We start from the raw sequence: 19402 nt of genomic DNA, 5'->3' as shown, positions 1-19402 counted from the left end.
ATTAAGGGTTTAATTAAAACTCTTGGAGTTCCACCATTGATTTAAAGGTGTCACTTTCATTCAATAATTGGCTAAAGGTGCCTCTGCATTCCACTTCCCCATCCTTCATCAAAAGAATCTCATCTGCATTCTTAACGGTACTTAACCGATGCGCAATCAAAACAATGTTACAGCTACCTTTAAGAGAGTCGATATTTTGCTGGATCATTTTCTCAGTTTCACTGTCTAGAGCAGAGGTTGCTTCATCGAAAATCAAGAGCTGAGCTTCTTTAAACAATTCCCTCGCTATAGAAATCCTCTGTTTCTGGCCACCACTGATCAAAGCCCCACTATCACCCAAAATGGTTTCTTCCATCAACGGTAGAGACTCTACCAACTCGGTAAGATTTGCAAGATTCAAGGCATGATAAAACTTCTTGTAGTTTTCTTCAGAAGGTTCTGCCCAAAAGGTCACATTGTTATAAACCGTATCATTGAAAATCACAGCTTCCTGTGTTATGTATCCAATTTTAGAACGATAACTTGCCAAATTAAAAGAACGTAACGGTTCTCCATTCAACAAAAATTCTCCAGATGTTGGATGTACTAATCCCACCAATAAATTAGTCAGTGTAGTTTTTCCACTGCCACTTTTACCAACCAAAGCATAGGATCTATTGTTCTCAATGGTCAAATCAATGTTATGAAGAACACTCTTTTCAGGATGGTAATAAAAGCCCACCTTTTGCAAGGAAAGGGATTCTATTTTATCTACTTGTTTTTTGGAATTATCTTGCTCTTTTCCATTTTCCAAATCTTTCAACAACTCCAAACCTACATGTAATCCCCCCAGATTTGCAGTAAATGCCTGCCAATGAGTTTGGACCAGCATGATGAAATTCAACGCGCGGTAAAAAAACATCAAGCTCAAAAAGATGGCTGCAATGTTTCCGTTAAGTAGTTTAATTTCAACAAGAATGGCTCCTACTACAATTGCAATCACTAGAGGTTCTCTTGCAGCCAATAAGATTGCATTAAAGATTCCTATCTTTTTTTGTTCCAGTTCAATTCTATCAACATAGTCCTTGAGTTTAATTTTATAGCGCTGAAAGTAATTGGTAGCCTTCAGGTACTTAAAATTATGAACCGCCTGAATCAGGGAAGATTGATATTTATGGCTTAGTTGACTATTGTTGAGAGAAGCTGATTCGGTATATTTAAAAATTACCTTGAAAATTAGATTGGATAAATATCCACCTACGCTTACCACCAAAGCAAATTGAAAATTGGCCAATAGTGCCAACACAACATACACTAATAATAATACAAAGGATTGTAACGTATTAAAATAAGCAACATAGGCTGAAACTATCTTATAGATCTCTCCTGACAGTGTATTTTGTACCCTACCTGCATCCAACCCTAAAAAGTTTCGGTATTCCATATCTCCAAGACTATCTACCATTTGGTAACGAATCTTTTTGACAAAGAACATCTGCACTATCACTTTGTAATGGCTTTCCAGGTATTTAAAAAGTCCTTTGGCAACAAATATGGAAAGTAAAAAAACAAGGATAACTACCGCCGTCAATTCAAGACCGGTCCAGTTAATAAAATCCAATAAGAAACTTAAGGAACCCAAAGATTCTGCAGCCTCTGCTTTATCTATTTGATCTTTACCCGCAACCTGAATCAAAGGAATAAATAATGCCAGACCAAATCCATCCAAGAATCCACCTACTAAACTTAATCCAATCAACAGAATAATTCTGTTCCCTAAGTAAGAATAGAAGAAGAGGAAATGCCGGAAGTATTTTGAAATCAATTTCACTTAGAATTGTTTCAGATTACTTCTTGACTTGCTTATCATCACTATAATATCCGTATCCATAGCCATAGTTATAGCCATAGCCATAGGTAACTCCTTTTCCTTCTACTCCATTAAATAAGGCGTAGATATTCTTGATTCCTTTACCGGTCTTCAAGCCATTTAGAGCATCTATAAAGATTCGCTGGCTATAATCCTGTCTGAAAACAAACAAAGTCAAATCAACAAAATTCAATAATTCAATAGTTTCACTCACCAAACCAATAGGCGGAGTATCGAGAATGATAACATCATAGACCTTTTTGAGTTCGTTCACCAAATTTTCAAATTGATGACCGGATAATAATTCCGCTGGGTTTGGAGGAATTGGCCCTGAAACCATAATATCCAGATTATCAAATTGGGAGTGTTGAACGCCATCTTTCCAGTCATCGACTTGATTACTTAGAACAGTGGAAAGACCGACATCATTTTTTAATCCAAAATCATCAAAGATCTTTGGTTTTCTCATGTCACATCCGACCAAGATGGTTTTCTTTCCTGTCAAAGAATAAACTGAAGCCAAGTTCATGGCACAGAAGGTTTTTCCTTCGCTTGAAATAGTTGAAGTAAGCATGAGGGTTACTTGCTTATCTTTTTGCATCAGATAGCGAATATTCGCTCTCAAAGACCTGAAGGATTCAGCTATACCTGATTTACCGTTATTAAAAACAACAAGGTTATTTTCTTCCTTGTTTTTTAGAATAGTTGCAATCACAGGAATTTTAAGCTTCTTTTCTAAATAGGAAATATCTTCGATTCGTACTCTAAACAACTCCCTAATAAATACGAAAAGGATGGGTAATAATAGACCACAGAAAAAAGCAAATAGATAATTTCGCTGAGCTTTTGGCGTAATAGCCCCCCCAATCGTTTTTGCAAATTCAATGATTTTGTTATTTGGCCTATTGGAAGCTTTTGTAATGGCAGATTCGGCTCTTTTCTCACTTAGGAAATTGTAGATACTTTCAGAGAGATCCGCTTGCCTTTGCAGCGCGATTAAGTTCTGCTCCGCTTGTGGTAAATTCCTAAAGGAAGATTCAATTTCATTCTTTCGTTGCTCCAAATCCTGGATTGTCATCTTATTATTAAGATCCACGTTGTCCAAAATCTCACGAATGGATTTATTTAAATCGTCGAGCTTTTTATTGGCTTCCCTTACTGCAGGAGAAAGCTCTGTTTGAGTTGCCATTAACCTAGATCTTTCCACCTGGACTGACAATAGGTTTTCTATCAATCCATTCAAATATGGATCTTCAATACCTAAACCCGAGGGAACAACAATTTCATTGTAATTTTCTCTAACCAAGTAATCTTTCAGACTCTGATAGTATCGGCTTTTTAAATTCGCATTAGCCAATTCAGACTCAATTTCAGTCAACCTGCCATAAACGGTACTACTTTCGTTATTGAGATTATAGATTTTGTTACTAGATCTAAATGCTTGAAGCTTATTTTCAAACTGACTTAAAGAATCAGCAACCCCAGCCACTTGCTTATCTATGAAATTGATGGTCCTGTTTGCAATTTCATTTTTTTCTTGAAGCTCCAATTCAAGGTAGGTTTCCATCAAAGCATTGAGGTAAGTTTGGCCCTTTTCGATATTAGGTACAGCCATACTCAAATTCAGGATAGTTGAATTTTTTTCCTCTAAATCAACAATCAGCCCACCAGAATATTTATTGATCAAGTAATTATTGTCCCTGACAATATAATAGGCTTCACCTGATTCCTGATTGGAGGTATTATTGATTTTTACTTTGAACTGAGGGGTTTCTATCCATTCATTGAATTTATAAGTACCCTCTTGATTTGGGACCCCTACCCCAATACTTCCATCTGGAAAAAACTGGGAATAATTTTCATCATTAAAAACTAAGGAGTATTCCTCAGGGTTCTCCCACTTTACTTCTACTAATCCATTGATTAGCTGTGGAAACCCCCAATCTACTTCCACCACGATGGGGGTCTTTCTAAACACCTCTCTTTTGATAAATCTTCCTTTTTCGTAGTATTCTACATCAAAATCCAACTGAATCAATGTTGCTTCAGCAATTGGTCTGGATTTTAGGATTATAATCTCATTGGTTATACCAATTCCTTGCTGATTTCCTAAAGCAGGGTTTTCAAACAAAGAGAGGGCATTTTCCTGTTCTTTGATAAAAAACTTACTAGAAACAAGGTATAAAGGAACAGTAGTATTAGTATAATAATATGCGGAACCGAGAAAAACGGCTATAGTTCCTAAAATTATAGGCCAAATTTTTAATATTTTAGGAAATAGCGTTTTTAAATCAAAACTGCTATCGTCTTCCTGGAAAAAATCGCTTTCCTCTTGATCAAAACTCATATTCTTGGAAATATTAATTTTTAATTAAAGTAAGAACTAACGCTATTGCTGTAATCGTTGTCGTCAGCAAAGTCAAAGTTTCAACTAAGTTCGTGCCTGCTCCCAACTCTCTAACTTTCATTGGTTCAGCATAGATTAAATCATTCGGCTTTAAAAAGTAAAATTCTGAGCCGAGCAAGTCCCTATCCAATAAATTAATTTTGTGAATCTGGGAACCATCAGGATATTGTCTCACCAAAAGTACTTGATCTCTTTTGGCTACCCTGTTTAGATCTCCTGCAAATGCAATTGCTTCAAAAATTGTCACTCTGTTTTGCAAAATAGTGTATTTACCAGATCGCGTAAATTCTCCCAAAGCACTAAAACGAATACCTCCCAACCTCACTCTGACAAAAAACTCATTCGCCTTTACATACTTTAAAACCTCCGTTTCGATTAACTCTTTGGCTTGTCGAGTATCCAACCCTAATAACTTTACCTCACCGATTAAAGGAATTTCAACCATCCCTCTTTCGTCAATGGTATAACCATTTAAGAAAAAAGCATCGCCTGCTCCTTGACTCCCCCCCATTTGAGCTGATGTCTGGTTTTCATTACTGATGGCCCCAAATATTAGGTTCAAGTCCTCATCAGTAGTTTTAATTGTGATTTCTACAATATCGTTAATCTGTAACAGATATTCCTCTGTTTCATATGAATATTTGTTGCTAGACTCAATTAAAGGCCCTTGACTTTCCTCTAATTGTTGCATGTATATCATTTTCTTATTGGGAACACAAGAGTAAAAGCCCAATGCGATTACACCAAAAAAGAACAGGTTTTTTAAAATTTTATTCATGAATAAGCTAAATGTAGAAAAAGGATCTATTCAGAATTTGAATATGGGTTCAAAAATAAGAATTAATCAGAATTTTAAACTTTTATTTATTTAGGCAGGCTTCCATACAGATTTACAATCTGGCATCCACGTCAGATTTATTCAAAAAGCCCTTCACATCAAATACCACTTGAGCATCAGATTTCTGGATTTTTAGCACTTTAAATTCCTTATGGGAAACAGCCAAGATGATCGAGGAATATTGATCGAGGTCTGGAGTTTTTTTGCCAGAGATGATTTCCACTCCATATTCATGCATTACTTCAGCCGGATTTGCCCAAGGGTCATAAATATCCACATCCATATCAAATGATTTTAATTCTTTATAGATATCTATAACTCTTGTATTTCTAACGTCAGGGCAATCTTCTTTAAAAGTAAAACCTAGTATCAAAACTTTGGAATCAATAACCTTTAAGTCTTTTCTCATCATCAATTTGATGACCTCTGTGGCAACATGTTTCCCCATACTATCATTAAGTCTTCTTCCTGCCAAAATAATTTCAGGATGATAGCCAAGTTCTTGTGCCTTTTGAGCCAGATAAAATGGGTCTACTCCTATACAATGCCCTCCAACCAAACCAGGTTTGAATTTTAGGAAATTCCATTTCGTCCCAGCTGCTTCCAAAACCTCATTGGTATCAATACCCATCAAGTTGAAGATTTTTGACAATTCATTTACAAACGCAATATTGATATCTCGCTGTGAGTTCTCAATTACTTTTGCAGCTTCAGCAACCTTAATCGAAGAAGCTTTGTGAGTTCCAGCAGTAATTACAGTTTTGTAAAGCTGATCAACATACTCAGCTATCTCCGGTGTACTTCCTGAAGTCACTTTTAAAATCTTTGCCACAGTATGTTCTTTATCTCCAGGATTGATCCGTTCCGGAGAATAGCCAGCAAAGAAATCAATATTGAATTTTAAACCTGAAATGGATTCTAAAACCGGAACACATTCATCCTCTGTAACTCCTGGATAAACTGTTGATTCATAGATAACTACATCCCCTTTCTTTAAGTATTTACCAATATTCTCAGATGCTTTTAACATCGGAGTTAAAACAGGCCTATTATGCTTATCTGTAGGAGTAGGAACAGTCACAATATAAATATTGCAATCCGATAATGCTTCTGAGCTTGAGCTTGGCAAAAGCCCTTTACCATTCCCTAGTGAATTTATTAATACTGATTGAAGGAGTTCATTTTCAACCTCTAATGTGTGATCAATTCCGGTTTTTAAATCTTGAACTCTTTTTGAATCAATATCAAAACCTACAGTTGGATATTTTTTAGCAAATTCTACTGCCAAAGGAAGACCTACGTAGCCTAACCCTATTACGGCAATTTTTACATCTTTTATTGGTGTCAACATTAAAACAGGAATGTTATAAAATGAAAGTGTCTCTTAGAAATATGTGATTTGTATAAATTAAAGCTCTCAGAAAATAAAGCTTCGCCCTTTCGGTCACATAAACCCAGCGGACAAATAGCTCTTACTCTAGTTAAAAGACTGATTATCAGGTGAGATTTTCATTTACTAAAAAGCCCATGACTCACACTCATTTTCCACCTTTTTTCACTGATTTATAAGCAGCTCCTAAAACGAGTACCAAAGTTACTCATTTGAATTTGAAAGCAAAACTAATTGAATTTGCATCGATTATTCTACCGGGTTCAGATTATTTATTTAAGCTATACAGCAAATGAAGATTTCCATAAAAAGAGAAAAGATTTTTTCCGTTTGGATAATCCTCTGTACTGATACCATCCGATTGCCATTGGTAATTAAAGCCTTTAATTAACTGGGCTTTCCCGCTCAATATCAATCGATCAAACTGCTGGTCCCAAAGAAGCCCAAGACTTAAATCTATCCATGGTTTTTTCTCTGGATCTTGCCCAAATGCCCGGTTAAAAAAGTCTTGATTATTTGCCAGTCTTTCAAACAAAATCCCTCTTTTATTTAATCCTTTTACCTGTGAAACTTCAAAAGTCTGAACATTAGATCCTACTCCTGCTCCAACCCCTAAAGCCTCTCCATAATTTACAAAGCCTCTCGCCAAACTATGCGTATGCCAAGTCTGGTTTCCAATAAGCCCTGGATACCTTGCATATCGATTGATCGATTCTTGTTGGTGTGTCATCTCTCCCCTTATTTGGATAAATGTCTCAGGTTTGCTCGTAGGGAAAAGCTTTTGGAAGCCAAATAAAAATGCTCTTGCATGCTCAGGATTTAAGATAAAATCCCGCCAATCGTAGGAATGATCTCTTCTTCCAAATTCTCCATAAATTTCAAATGCTGCTTTTGGTACCAGATATCTGAGGGAAACTGTCAATTGCTGATCCTGGCCTTTGCTATCATAGGCCACTGTGTTTCCATTTTGAAAAAATACTTTCTTTTGAAAAACTTCAAAAATTGGGAAATAGTCATTGAACGTGTCTCCTCTTAAATTATCATACTGCTGAAAAGTCCTATTAAAACCTAAAAATAAATTTGGTAAGAAAGAGGGATTATAAGTAATAGAGATGGCGTTAAGATATCTCCAATCATCATTAAATTTTCGAAAATATCTATCATTTAAATTTTCTAGTTGTGAAGGTTCAAGATTACTGTTCTCCAGTCTACCTACTATTACTTGACCTTCAAAGTTTCCAATGAAAGTTTTTAATGGCCTTCTCGTGCTGAGAGAAAGGTGAGGGAATCCCTCTGCGTTATCGCTAAATGTCAATGAATTGAATTGACCTGGTCCCCACCAAATACTTTGAGTAGATAAGCCGAATTGGATTGGTCCAGCCAAAATGTTTATGCTTGATTGCCCCCACCAAAATCTTGAAAGGGGGTCTTCTCCAAAACGTTCAGGGTTGTCTCCATTATTCCAATAAAAGAATCTTGAGCTAAGCACCTTACCAGAAAACTCATCCGAAAAACCTTGAAATGCCTTATTCTGAGAATAGGTGTATTCTGGTTGAAATTGAATTTCTAAGAAATGAAACCTCGCGTAGAAACCAGTACTTAAATACGTCTGAAAGCCTACATTTGGGACCAATCCTTTATTACCCCATCCATAAGGTCTCTTACTGTTAAATTCCGAAGAGGAAATCAGAGATAATAGATTAAATCTAACCTTCGGATTTTTCGGCGCCGGTGCCCCAATAAAAAATGATGAAATCACCTTCGTAGCATCAGTTGAATCTTTTCCATCAAACCTTATTGGTTTTAATTGAAAAGAGTACTTGGGATTAAAATTCCCTTTCAGTTGCTCTCTTCTAAGATATTGCTCTAAAACTGGAATATCCGAATTTAAATTTTGAGCAAACACCTTGGGAGTAAAGTATAAACACCCCAAGATCAAAAAAATGCTAATACTTGATTTAATAACAATCAACTTTATGAATGATTCTATTTTCTACCTGCTTTCTTTCCAAAAAACACAAACAAAGATTCTTTTGCCTCTACCCATCTTAAACTTTGGTTAATAAAGAACAGATCGAACTTTTGCTTTAAACTTGGCTTTTCTAAGCTTACTATTTCTTGAATATCATCTAATCGAATCCTAAATTTTCCCAATACCTTCAAGAACTTGACATACCTATTTTTATCATTTGGTAATCTTCCGCCAAACCTAATTGCTTTAAGCTTTAATTCTTTCCAACTCGAACGGGCCGGGTGCGACACTTTAAGTTCTTCATGAAATTCTATTTTGAATCCTTCATTCACCGCTCTATTACAGAATTCAGAATCCCCGCCAGTAAGTAATTTTTCATTGAATCCGCCAATTTTATCAATTACAGGCTTTCTAACCAATAGATTTGCAGTAACCCCAAAGTTTTGATCCTTCACATACTTTTCATTAGGAAAAGCAAATGTTCTCTCAAAATGAACGAATTTGTTTTCTTCTTTTGAAAAAAGTTTAATTGACCCTGCTATTAAATCAGCCTCTGTTTCATTTATCAATCTTTCGGCTTGAGAAATCCAATCATTTGCTGGGATACAATCAGAATCAGTAAATAGAATTGCAATACCCTTAGCCTTAGAAAGTCCTTTATTTCTAGCTGCATAAGATCCCGGAATTGATTCTCTTAAAAAATAAACCGGATAAGAAAACGAATTTTCAGGAACATAGAGATCCTCAGGATCATTATTAATGACAATAACTTCAAACTTTGATTTTGTATTCTTTTGATACTCTAAAGCCTCAAGGCATAGCAACAATCGGCTCCAATCTTTATAAACCGGAATTATTACAGAAATCAAAATGGAGGACAAGTTTATTTTTTAGCTTTATTCAAATACGTCTTTAAGACTCCAAAAAATGCGTAATGGGCAAAATAATAGCAGGATTTAAAGAGGTTTAAGTTTTCAAAATCCCTGTATACTTTCCACTGATACCTCGCAGCCTTGAATTTATTCCCGGAAATTGAATCATCACGAAGTCTATATCTCGCTAGTGGTTGATTAATTCCATAAGCATAAGGAATCATCTTGAGAATTTTGAGCCAAAGAGCAAAATCCTGTCTTTTAGAAATAATTGGCATAAAAACCTTTCCCAGTTGATCGGTATCATACATTGCTGTAAGACAACCTATCGAACAAGTTTTTAATAGCTCCTCATGGGTCACACGTGCTGGAACTAATTGCTGTCCTACAATAGTGTTATCTCTAAATTTATGATACCCGGTAAAACTGAAAGCATGATTATTTTCAAGCATAAACTTTACTTGAAGTTCCAATTTATTTGGTTCCCACAGGTCGTCACTATCCAAAAAAGCAATAAATCTGCCTTTTGCCATTTCTATGCCTTTATTACGGCTTATGGCAGCTCCCATATTCTTTGGGTTTTCAAAAAGATGAATCCTTGGATCAAGCTCCTCGTATTTATTGAGGATATGAATTCCCATATCAGATGAATAATCGTCAATGAGAATCAGCTCCCAATCTGTAAAAGTCTGATTCAATATAGACTGTATGGTCTCTTCTATTAGAGAATAAGCATTGTGGACTGGCGTAATAATCGAAACTAGCATCAAATGTTTAAAGCGACCGAAGACCTTTTATAATGGATTTTAGTGAAGCCGTCAAAGTTAGGGTATTTTGTTTTTTTGTAATCTGTTTGATCAAAAAAATAATTCCTATTATAATATTTAACGTTCCAGAATACAGTCTTCTTATTAAGGCACCTTTACTATAAAAAAAGTTTTCGTCCAATATTTTCCCAGAACTTTCAATAGGATGAATTACAATTGGTTCAGGAAAAAAGTAAAGATTTAAACCAGCATCTAGCGCATCATTTAAGAAAATAGTTTCTTCACCGCTACTATATGTGGCTCCTAAACCAAATCGTTCATCAAAAGCTACGCCTGCAGATTTGATTGAACTTAATTTTAAGACCATTTCTACTGATGAGACCTTGTAAATTGAAGTTCTGGAATGTTTGAAAGGACTATCAGAGTATTTTTTATATGGCTTTCCATCAGGAGTTGTTATTTTGAAAGTTAGAATATCAGCATCCGGAAATTTTTCAAACGCATTTTTGATTTTAGCTTCAAAATCTTCAAAATAGATCAAATCATCATCCGCTATTAGACCAATATCTGCACTTGATTCTTGAATAGCCCTATTTCTACTTTTTGAAAGTCCTTTCTCATCAAAGGATAAAAACTTGATTAATTCATTTTCCTCAACTATCCCCCTATCGTTTTGAGAAATGATGAGTTTATCAAAATTCAGATTATAAAAATCTTTAGGGTCAGGATTAGTTGTAGATATTAGTACTTGAATATCCATTTATATTTTGCCAAAAGAAATGCAAGTGCTCTTGCAGAAAGCGCCATCAATAGTAAGGTTGCAGGTAATCTGTGCCGTACTGCACCTAATAAATGAAATTCGAAGAAAGCAGACATTCCAACATAGATAACTATAAATAAGAGCCAAGTACCATATGATCTCCATTTTGAAAATTGGGTAAGTGCTACAACCAAGAGAAACATTAAGAATATTCCATCTGCGAAATAGGCGATTTTAGTCCAAAATGGAATGAAGATGATTACTGGAAAAGGGCTTAATAAGAATTGAAAAAACAATCCCGGGAAATCAAGTAAAACGTCAAACCAAGATACCCAATTCACTTCTGGATAAGTTACTCCTGATTCGAAATAGTTAAGCCTTTGTAAATTTCTAAAAATGCTCAAACTTTTTGGAGTGATTTCAATATTTAAAATCTGCTGCGAAAGAAAATTTAAGCTCAAATAGGCAAAAGGAATGCTTAAGAGGATAATAGAAATTATGACACCCTTTCTTAATTTCATTTGATACAAAATCTGTATAAAAACCAAAATAAAGAAGTAAAGCAAAAGCTGCACTCTCAAAATCCCTGCAAGAATTACCCCCAAAATCAAAAAAATATTTACTATTCTATTTTTTGACAGACCATAGAAAAACAAACCTAAGGCGAGTACAAAATAACTTTCCCGAAGTGGAGTAAAAGAATAGACAAGAATTGATGGAGCTAATATTCCCAGGACTAGAAAAAAGCGCTGTACCCAAACATCAGTGATTGCATAAAACCTATTGAAACCAGCTACTAAAAATATAAGCCCGAGGTGAAAGAAGCAGATGTTAAATAAAAAATAATTATAAATCGATTTTAAAGAGAGCACATAGATAGGAATCGCCAGAAACTTATACCCTATTCTAACTCCTATCGATTGATTACTTGGCGTGACTCCCGTTTCAAGAATTCTGGTAAAAAGATTTGTATCAGGAAAATATGGGATAAGCTTATACCTAAAATCTATCAGGCCAATGAGTAAATAGAATAACAATAAGCCCAAAAAGTGAAGATTCAGATATTTGTCATCTTGAAGAAGGACCGATTTGGCAGTCCATGTAAGCAGTAAATAGACCAAGATGAAGTAAATGGGTAAAGTCAAAAAATCCCAAAACTCCATATTTTCATAATAGACCTTCATGCTAAAAATTCTGATCTTTTACGTTTAAAATAAGTCAAATACAGGGCATAACTTAAATACTTTCTAACCCTATTTGGAGATTTTATCAATTGGGCAAAAACAAAATTCAACATCTTGAATTCTATGGAGTTGAAACCATTTATTCTTTTGGCTTGCCCCCTTATTGTGAAACTTTTTACCCTTACTAAATCGGCTTTTTCAATAACTTCCTCAAATCTAAATAACAAATAAACTAATAGCCCCTGTATTTTTGAAAACTCATTTTGTCCTACTGTTTTCCAGACTATCTCTATGTATTTAAATCCTTCTTCTAGAATAAATCTACGTTTAGCAAGCGTTATTTTTTTATGAAAATCTGACTGTCTATATAGGCTCGTAAACTTTTCAGAACATTCCATTTTCAATTTTATACCAGAATTATTTAGAGCCCGCACATGAATTTCAACATCCTGAAATCGAAGTAAATTTGGATTGAAACCTCCAATAAGTTCAAAAAAGTCTTTTTTCCAAATACCACTACTTGTATGCCATGGGATTAAATATTCAAGAAACATATTTCTATATTCTTGAGGAGGAAGGTTTGGATTTAGATTCTTAAAAAATGGTGAATTTGCCTCTTTTGAATTCGAAAAAGAACCGGTTGATCCAACTAATAAATCTTCCCCACCGTAGTTGCTTAGTCGTTTTTCTAAGCAATCATCCGTTAAAAGATCATCAGCGTCTAAAAAAAGTAAGAGTTCGCCTTTGGATTTACTTGCCCCAAAATTTCTGCAAGAATTTGCACCTTTAGGTAAGTCTTTGGGCCGGTCGAATAGTTGAACGTTCGGGGATTGTTGAATGAACTTTGAAACTTGATTCTTTGTATCATCTTCAGAACCGTCATCTACCACAATACATTCGAAATCCACATAGGTCTGCGCCAGTACAGAGGATATAGTCTCCGAAATAAAATCGGAATTATTAAAGCTTGGAATGATAATAGAGACTTTCAAATCAGGAATCAGACCGGACTATGAAATATGCTCTTACGTAATAAATAAATACTCCAATCAGCCCAAAAATGAAACCTAAAGCAAGACTGAAAGCAATAGTTAGTTCAATTCTTGGCGCAGCTGGTTTATTTGGAATTATCGGAGGTTCAATGGATGTGAAAATAGGCTTTTTACTATTCAATTCAATTTTTGCCCTTTCTAATTCCTGCGTTACTGTTCTGTATAATTCAAACTTTAAATTATAGTCAGAATTTAAATTTTGTTCTATTGCCTTCTGACTTTCCAAAAACAAACCTTGGTTTCTTTCTCTAAAAGAAGTCAGTGCACTCTGAGCTTTCTTAAACCCCTCCTCGCTTTTCATATGCTGAAGTTCAAGGTATTCAACCTGGCTTTTTTGCTTCTCTTGAAGGTATTGGGTAGAATAGTCAATCAAAAGATCTTTAACCAACCTTGAAAATTGGAAAGCAAGCTCAGGCTCAGGCATGTTAACCATGATCGTCAGAATTCTACCTTCACTAGTATAAGTTATTCTATCAGAAATTTTGAAAAGTACCAATAATTCAAGAGGCTCATATTTAATCCGTTCTTCGGGCTTTGAGGAAAGCCGGGCCTTATCATCAATAAGGATCGGATCTTCAAAAACAGCTAGCGGTCTCTTGAAAAATTTATAGATATAGTTATCGGGCATTGTCTCCACCATATATTTAAAAATGGTTACGGAGTCTGGATATAGATTGGATTTAACTTTGGAGTTAATCAATTCCTCAAGGAAAGGTTTACTTTGGAGTATCACAGGGTAAAGAGCTGGATCAAGCGTGGATGATTCTCCACCGAAACCCGAACCACCTAGTCCTGCAACAGAAGCTAAAGAGCTTAATCCACTGGCATCCCCATTTTGCTGGGTCTCAACTAAAAGGACAGACATCGTTGCGTAAGATTTTGGAGTGGTGAAATAATAGATTAAACCTCCTGCAACAAATAAACCTACTATAAGGAGGAAAAGGCTAGTCTTACGTTTTCCTAAGCGAACTAGATTCACAATTGTGAAATCATCATTCAGTAATATTTCTTTTGTTTTTTGATCCATGAATAAAGTCTATTTGACTTTCAACATATCGATTGAGATGTTTCTAAAATTATTCTATTACACTCTTTCAACTGATTTCATCTTTAGGTCAAGCAAAAGTATTTCCTTCACTCCTAAACATTCCACATACCAAGTAGCAAAAAATAGTTGAAATTTCTTCTTTATACTGATTCCTTTATAGCCAAAAATGGTGACATGAGGACGCATTGTAAATAGAGCATAAGAAATTTTTTGCCTAAATGAATAATGCTTAAACTCACGGATATACATTCCTCCCATTGTTCTTCTCCTTTTTTTCACCAACTGACTTATCGTTCTTCTGGAAGGATGAAAAACTTCAACTTGCTCACCGAATCCAATTTTATATCCAGAACCGGTGGCCCGTTTTGTCCATTCGAAGTCTCCTCCAGAAAGTAGGTTTTCTTTAAATAAACCTACTTTATCAAGTACTTCCTTTTTTGTAAAGAGATTGGCTGTTACACTTTGCCCTTTATTGAGTACGTTACTTTTCTGTTTGAATGAAAAATAACTTTCATAGGTAAATGCTAACTCTGTCCCCTGCTCAGGCTTAAATAATTCCACTTTTCCTCCAACTAAATCATATCCTGCTTCCAATAATTTAACTCCCTCTTCCAACCAATTGATTTTTGGAATACAATCGGAATCTGTAAAGGCAATATATTGACCTGAAGAATAAGCAACTCCCATATTTCTCGCAGCATAGGAACCCTTTTTAGGTTGCAAAATCACTTTTGCATTTGCAGGTAATTCATATGCTACCGGAATCTCATCCTCAGGACTGTTATTTATGATCAAAATCTCAAATGACTCTTGAGGGAAACTTTGGGATTTTAATGCTTTAAGGCAATTTGATAATACTTCCCACTCTTTAAATGTGGGGATTATTACAGAAATTTTCATTTCTTCAAAAGATGGGAAATCACTTTATCCCACATTTCTTTCGATCTTTCTTTTTGAATATTGGCGTTTTGCTTAAGTCTATTTATCCCTTGCCTCCGAATTGTATCGTCTAGCAAAGTCTCAATTTTGGAATTCAGATATTCAGAATCAACGGATACTTCACATAAAGCGTCTTCATAATCATAATCCCTTAGCAATTCCCGATATTTATGACTCCAGCCAGTTGATAAACTTGGAATCGACTGAGATAAAGCACTTACCAATCCATGGAATCTAGAAGTTACTACTGCTTTGGATGAACCAATGATCCCTTTCACTTTCAGAGGGTTTTCTTCTTTTATTACCTCTATTTTTTTTGTTAGATTATCATTCACCAAATCAGCGATTTGCCCATCTTTCCTACTTTCATGAATTAAAAAGAAAGGTTCTTCACCCTTCTCTTGAAGTAAGGTTATCAATAATTTTAAATACGCTGGGTATTGCTTGTTTTTTAATTCATCCTCAGTTTCCATCATCTTTTGATTTGGAATGATCGCTATTTTTGAATTAAAAGCCTGTTGATTGGGTACCTCTTTTCCAGAAAGTAAATTCGTAAAGTCAGGAGCAAGATTAATACTTTCCTGAGGCGCTTTGAGTTTTTTGAGATATTCTAAAGATTTAACATCTCTTGCAAAAATCAAATCCGCATAGGTTAAAATTGTTTGCATTTTATTAATAAGCAAGGGATCGGTAAAAGGCCCAAAAGCCTGAGGTAGAAAAATAACTTTTTTACCTGCTTCCTTCCAATCTTTAATATGATTTGCGGAACGATCACCTGCTTTTTTAGACCCCCATTTATCTCCAAATGCAAAACCCGAAGCATCAAGAATTGCATCAATTTCTTTTTCAGCAACTAATTTATAACTCCTCAAAATCGTTTTTGGCAAAACACTCAGCCAAGGAGAGAGATTTATTCCAAATTTGTAAATAGTAGTTTTTTGTAAAATTCCAGATTCATTTAATTTCTCTCTTGGAGTTCTGGAACCAACATCCATGGCAAATTGTACGCCTGGAATTCTAACTTTCAGTTCGCTGAGGATTGCACGAAGCATAAGCTCAGCTCCCTTATTTACAAATTCAACACCCCGTAATTCAATTACCATATCAATTGTATTTCCTGATATTTTCTAAATCTCTTTTTTCGGAATAGGCTACCATCCCATCGGGATCGGGATAACCAATACCAATACACATAATAGGCCTTTCATAGGGCTCCAAATTCAGAAAATCACTCATTTTTGCTTCTCTTTCTTCAATGTCAGGCCAGTTTATAGGACAACTTGAAAGGCCTAAAGTTTCTAAAGCAAGCATCAATGACATATTTGCCAATGAAGCATCAATGTAAATCAGATGCCGGTCACGTTCATCAAAATATGCCTCTAGGTTTCCTACAACAATGATGAATGTTTGGATGGAATTTGCATAACCTTTTGTTCCCATAGGAAGTATAACAGCTTCTTCAACCATCTTTTTATCATCAATCACTCGATAGCTGAAAGGTTGCCTATTGCAAGCACTTGGAGCTTGAATCGCCGCAAGAATAGCTTTGTCAACGAGTTCTCGAGGAACTGGCTTATCCAAAAACCACCTAACCGAACGCCTTTGTCTGCTTAGCTTGTAAAAGTCATCATACGATATAGTCGAAAAATTTTGATGATCTCTAAAATATGGAATGGAGGTATTCTTAACCTTAGATGGATTTTGATTTATAAAATCTAAGAATTTCTTTTTCTCTTTATCAATTACCGGATGTGTTTGTACAACAGAAAAATATTCAGATATAACATCTGTAAACCATTTAATCTGTTCATTGTCAGCCTTGGATGTGGAAGCTTTTACTACTCCTAAATAACAATCAATTGTTTCAGTAATATAATCAGCAGCAAATACATCTCTGCGAGGTCTCATCAACAAGCCCTTCTCGAGTCTATGCGTATTTCTGACCAACATGAAGTAATTTGCCTTATCCAGTCTAGCTACCTGTAAATGTTTAACCTTACCAGACAATACCCCTTTATGCTCTCTCCTAAATCCTGGATGAAAAAACGCATAATAAATGCCAGAAAGAAACCCAGATTTATAAAACCAAAAAGGCATTCGGTTTTTAACAAGCTTATCTCTTTCAGATCTAACTTTTCTAACTATTTTTTGAATCATTTATAGGTAAGAGATTTTCTGAGTTTAATTTCCAAATATTGCTCCTTAAGCTCTGCTCCCATTAAAAGCCAGACACTTCCTGCATAAACAGAAATCATTGTAATGCCTGTGAGAAGAAAATATAAATTGAGTAAATGGAATAAAACGTAACCGGTTGAAATGCTTAGAACCAAAGAAATCAGGGTCACGCGTAATGAATTAAAAAGATCCTTATAATTCACATCAATCAATTTCTTAAGATAAATCTGAGCAATAAATACACTTGTGACTTTGTTGAAAAGTACCGCATATGCTCCGCCAATAATACCGTAATAGAAAACCCCAAAAGTTATTGCGGGTAGAAAAATAAAAATTGCTTTCATGAATTGAATCATGAATTCCAGCTTTGCCTTCCCCATTCCTCGAATCAATACAGTATTACTATTTACCATCATATGAAAAATTACAGATAAGGAAATTATCTGTAAAGGTAAAATAGTATCTACCCATTTTGCTCCAAAAAAATTCAAAATGATAGGTTCCGCCAAAATAAACAAAACACCCATTAAAGGATTTATTATCAAGCTATTGTATTTCACAACGTTTAGATAATATCTTTTCATTGAACTTTTGTCATCTTGGGTTTTACCATAAATTGGGTACATCACCTTATTCATAATAGACATAAGTTGACTTCGAAAAGTGTCTGTCAATACGAAAGCTAACGTATATGCTCCTAATGCTCCTGCACTCAAAAGCTTTCCTATAAGCAAATAGTCAGCTTTATTGATCAGATTATTCACCAAATTTGTACCTGTGGTGTAAATTCCAAAACCGAAAATATCTTTGAATGCTTTTTTAGACCATTCAAAACTTGGAATCCAATGAGTCGCTCGGAAGTAAAGTGGAATGGCTATTACAAAAGTTGCCAAAGCGTTAAAAACAAGTGACCATACGCCTGCTCCTGATAATGCTAAAATCAAAGAAAGTGTACCCGAGGCAATCGAAGAAATATTTTCAATTAAAGCCATTTTCTTGAATTGTAAAGCTCTGAGTAACTTTGCTTTATGAACTAAATTTATCGGACTAGATAGGACACCTAAAGAAAGGACAGGAATGATTTTAATTAGAATAGGTTCATTATAAAAATTGGCAGCTAAAGGGCTGACAACAAAAACCATCAATTGAAAAATAATTAAAGACCAACCAACCCCAGTCCAAAATGCGGTGTTGAAATGAGAGGATTTCAGTTTTGAATCTTTTCGCTGTATCAATGCAGCGCCAAAGCCTAAATCATTAAATACCTCCACGAAGCTGGTAAAAACCAACGCCATACCCACTAAACCAAATTCATCAGGAAACAGAATTCTTGCTAAGACCAGTTTTATAATAAAACCAAAGGACTTATTTATAAGAACCTGAATGGAATTCCAGAATACGCCTGAAAGAATGTTTTTTTTCTGGCTTTTCAATTCAATTGAATGAAATTAAGTTTTACTGAAATTTCTTTCTGAAGCATGGTGAATTTTACTTTTTATGAATAATAGCTGGAATTCCTATTAAAGTACACGGTTTCAAATATGATTTTGTCACAACAGCACCTGCTCCAACTACTACCTCATTTCCTAACTCTACTCCAGGTAGAATAACTGCCCCCGCGCCGATTCTACACTTTCTTCCAATTTTAGAAGCTCCCAATAACATAGCTCCTGGCCCTATTTCACTAAAATCTCCAACTTCACATTCGTGATGAACGTGTGCTCTTGTATTAACTAAAACGCCTAACCCTATTTTGGTTCTTGGACCAATAAAACTGTAAGGCATGGCATCAAACGTATTTGAAGTAATATTCAGTACCTTTTCAGAAACGAAACTAATTCCAAAAAGGCTACCTCCTAAAGAACTTAACTGCTTAAATAGTTTTTCCCTGAAGACAGGATTCCCTACACCAATCACAAATCTTGAATCATTTTTTAAAATATTCTTTAAATCATCATCCTTTAAAACAAGAGATTTACCGATTTCTGGATCAGAAATTTTTGATTTGTCTTGATCATAAAAAAACACCTGTTCTGAGGGAAACCCCAATTTATCTAATGCCATTGCAACTTCTAACCCATGACCGCCAGCACCCGCGATAATCATAGCTTCATTTTTGTCAAAACATAGTTATGCCCTTGAGCAAAGA

General features: G+C 35.1%; 16 protein-coding genes. All 16 read right to left on the bottom strand.

All coding sequences use genetic code 11. The features are described 5' to 3' along the window. Positions 1-13: 13 nt before the first annotated feature. The 16 genes from AAGF08_RS03835 to AAGF08_RS03760 all read right to left on the bottom strand — a co-directional run bounded on the left by AAGF08_RS03835 (position 14) and on the right by AAGF08_RS03760 (position 19359). The gene (locus AAGF08_RS03835) at positions 14-1810 is read right to left on the bottom strand and encodes an ABC transporter ATP-binding protein (protein ID WP_343509697.1); all 1797 of its coding nucleotides are present in this window, start codon (positions 1808-1810) and stop codon (positions 14-16) included. A 16-nt stretch (positions 1811-1826) separates the two neighbouring features. Further along, a complete protein-coding gene (locus AAGF08_RS03830) occupies positions 1827-4196 on the bottom strand; it encodes a polysaccharide biosynthesis tyrosine autokinase (RefSeq protein ID WP_343509696.1) in 2370 nt (789 codons plus the stop codon). A gap of 13 nt (positions 4197-4209) precedes the next feature. Beyond that, positions 4210-5034: a polysaccharide biosynthesis/export family protein gene (locus AAGF08_RS03825; protein WP_343509695.1), complete on the bottom strand. Its 825-nt coding sequence runs from the start codon at positions 5032-5034 to the stop codon at positions 4210-4212. Positions 5035-5146: 112 nt separating this feature from the next. Then, positions 5147-6445: a nucleotide sugar dehydrogenase gene (locus AAGF08_RS03820; RefSeq protein WP_343509694.1), complete on the bottom strand. Its 1299-nt coding sequence runs from the start codon at positions 6443-6445 to the stop codon at positions 5147-5149. Between the two features lie 307 nt (positions 6446-6752). Beyond that, on the bottom strand, positions 6753-8390 hold the full coding sequence (locus AAGF08_RS03815; RefSeq protein WP_343509693.1) for a capsule assembly Wzi family protein: 1638 nt from the start codon (positions 8388-8390) through the stop codon (positions 6753-6755). An 80-nt stretch (positions 8391-8470) separates the two neighbouring features. Further along, on the bottom strand, positions 8471-9337 hold the full coding sequence (locus AAGF08_RS03810; protein WP_343509692.1) for a glycosyltransferase: 867 nt from the start codon (positions 9335-9337) through the stop codon (positions 8471-8473). Positions 9338-9339: 2 nt separating this feature from the next. Next, positions 9340-10095 carry a glycosyltransferase family 2 protein gene (locus tag AAGF08_RS03805; RefSeq protein ID WP_343509691.1) on the bottom strand — a complete coding sequence of 252 codons (756 nt, stop codon included), beginning with the start codon at positions 10093-10095 and terminating at the stop codon, positions 9340-9342. Positions 10096-10102: 7 nt separating this feature from the next. Further along, positions 10103-10855, bottom strand: coding sequence for a glycosyltransferase family A protein (locus AAGF08_RS03800; protein ID WP_343509690.1), 753 nt, complete (start codon positions 10853-10855; stop codon positions 10103-10105). Beyond that, positions 10837-12039: a hypothetical protein gene (locus AAGF08_RS03795; RefSeq protein ID WP_343509689.1), complete on the bottom strand. Its 1203-nt coding sequence runs from the start codon at positions 12037-12039 to the stop codon at positions 10837-10839. The genes AAGF08_RS03800 and AAGF08_RS03795 overlap by 19 nt, the downstream gene beginning before the upstream one ends. After that, entirely contained in the window at positions 12036-13031 is a 996-nt protein-coding gene (locus AAGF08_RS03790; protein ID WP_343509688.1) for a glycosyltransferase family 2 protein, read from the bottom strand. The genes AAGF08_RS03795 and AAGF08_RS03790 overlap by 4 nt, the downstream gene beginning before the upstream one ends. Position 13032: 1 nt before the next feature. Next, positions 13033-14118 (bottom strand): Wzz/FepE/Etk N-terminal domain-containing protein, encoded by a 1086-nt coding sequence (locus tag AAGF08_RS03785; protein WP_343509687.1) that lies wholly within the window; start codon positions 14116-14118, stop codon positions 13033-13035. A gap of 57 nt (positions 14119-14175) precedes the next feature. After that, positions 14176-15039, bottom strand: a complete 864-nt coding sequence (locus AAGF08_RS03780; protein WP_343509686.1) for a glycosyltransferase — start codon at positions 15037-15039, stop codon at positions 14176-14178. Then, positions 15036-16181, bottom strand: coding sequence for a polysaccharide pyruvyl transferase family protein (locus tag AAGF08_RS03775; RefSeq protein ID WP_343509685.1), 1146 nt, complete (start codon positions 16179-16181; stop codon positions 15036-15038). Before AAGF08_RS03775 ends, AAGF08_RS03780 begins: the two co-directional genes overlap by 4 nt. A gap of 1 nt (position 16182) precedes the next feature. Then, positions 16183-17235 (bottom strand): nitroreductase family protein, encoded by a 1053-nt coding sequence (locus tag AAGF08_RS03770; RefSeq protein ID WP_343509684.1) that lies wholly within the window; start codon positions 17233-17235, stop codon positions 16183-16185. Then, positions 17232-18686 carry a lipopolysaccharide biosynthesis protein gene (locus AAGF08_RS03765; protein ID WP_343509683.1) on the bottom strand — a complete coding sequence of 485 codons (1455 nt, stop codon included), beginning with the start codon at positions 18684-18686 and terminating at the stop codon, positions 17232-17234. Before AAGF08_RS03765 ends, AAGF08_RS03770 begins: the two co-directional genes overlap by 4 nt. A 55-nt stretch (positions 18687-18741) precedes the next feature. Continuing rightward, the gene (locus AAGF08_RS03760) at positions 18742-19359 is read right to left on the bottom strand and encodes a DapH/DapD/GlmU-related protein (protein ID WP_343509682.1); all 618 of its coding nucleotides are present in this window, start codon (positions 19357-19359) and stop codon (positions 18742-18744) included. Positions 19360-19402 lie beyond the last annotated feature (43 nt).

The organism is Algoriphagus sp. SE2 (assembly GCF_039563885.1).
Taxonomy (GTDB): Bacteria; Bacteroidota; Bacteroidia; order Cytophagales; family Cyclobacteriaceae; genus Algoriphagus.
Note: the sequence above shows the minus strand (reverse complement) of the source record. Positions and strands in the feature narration are given on the sequence as shown.

Bases quoted from the DNA above. Each gene is read 5' to 3' on its own strand.
- AAGF08_RS03830 (WP_343509696.1), bottom strand. From the start codon at position 4,196: ATGAGTTTTGATCAAGAGGAAAGCGATTTTTTCCAGGAAGACGATAGC.
- AAGF08_RS03825 (WP_343509695.1), bottom strand. From the start codon at position 5,034: ATGAATAAAATTTTAAAAAACCTGTTCTTTTTTGGTGTAATCGCATTG.
- AAGF08_RS03820 (WP_343509694.1), bottom strand. From the start codon at position 6,445: ATGTTGACACCAATAAAAGATGTAAAAATTGCCGTAATAGGGTTAGGC.
- AAGF08_RS03805 (WP_343509691.1), bottom strand. From the start codon at position 10,095: ATGCTAGTTTCGATTATTACGCCAGTCCACAATGCTTATTCTCTAATA.
- AAGF08_RS03800 (WP_343509690.1), bottom strand. From the start codon at position 10,855: ATGGATATTCAAGTACTAATATCTACAACTAATCCTGACCCTAAAGAT.
- AAGF08_RS03795 (WP_343509689.1), bottom strand. From the start codon at position 12,039: ATGAAGGTCTATTATGAAAATATGGAGTTTTGGGATTTTTTGACTTTA.
- AAGF08_RS03785 (WP_343509687.1), bottom strand. From the start codon at position 14,118: ATGGATCAAAAAACAAAAGAAATATTACTGAATGATGATTTCACAATT.
- AAGF08_RS03780 (WP_343509686.1), bottom strand. From the start codon at position 15,039: ATGAAAATTTCTGTAATAATCCCCACATTTAAAGAGTGGGAAGTATTA.
- AAGF08_RS03775 (WP_343509685.1), bottom strand. From the start codon at position 16,181: ATGGTAATTGAATTACGGGGTGTTGAATTTGTAAATAAGGGAGCTGAG.
- AAGF08_RS03770 (WP_343509684.1), bottom strand. From the start codon at position 17,235: ATGATTCAAAAAATAGTTAGAAAAGTTAGATCTGAAAGAGATAAGCTT.
- AAGF08_RS03760 (WP_343509682.1), bottom strand. From the start codon at position 19,359: ATGATTATCGCGGGTGCTGGCGGTCATGGGTTAGAAGTTGCAATGGCA.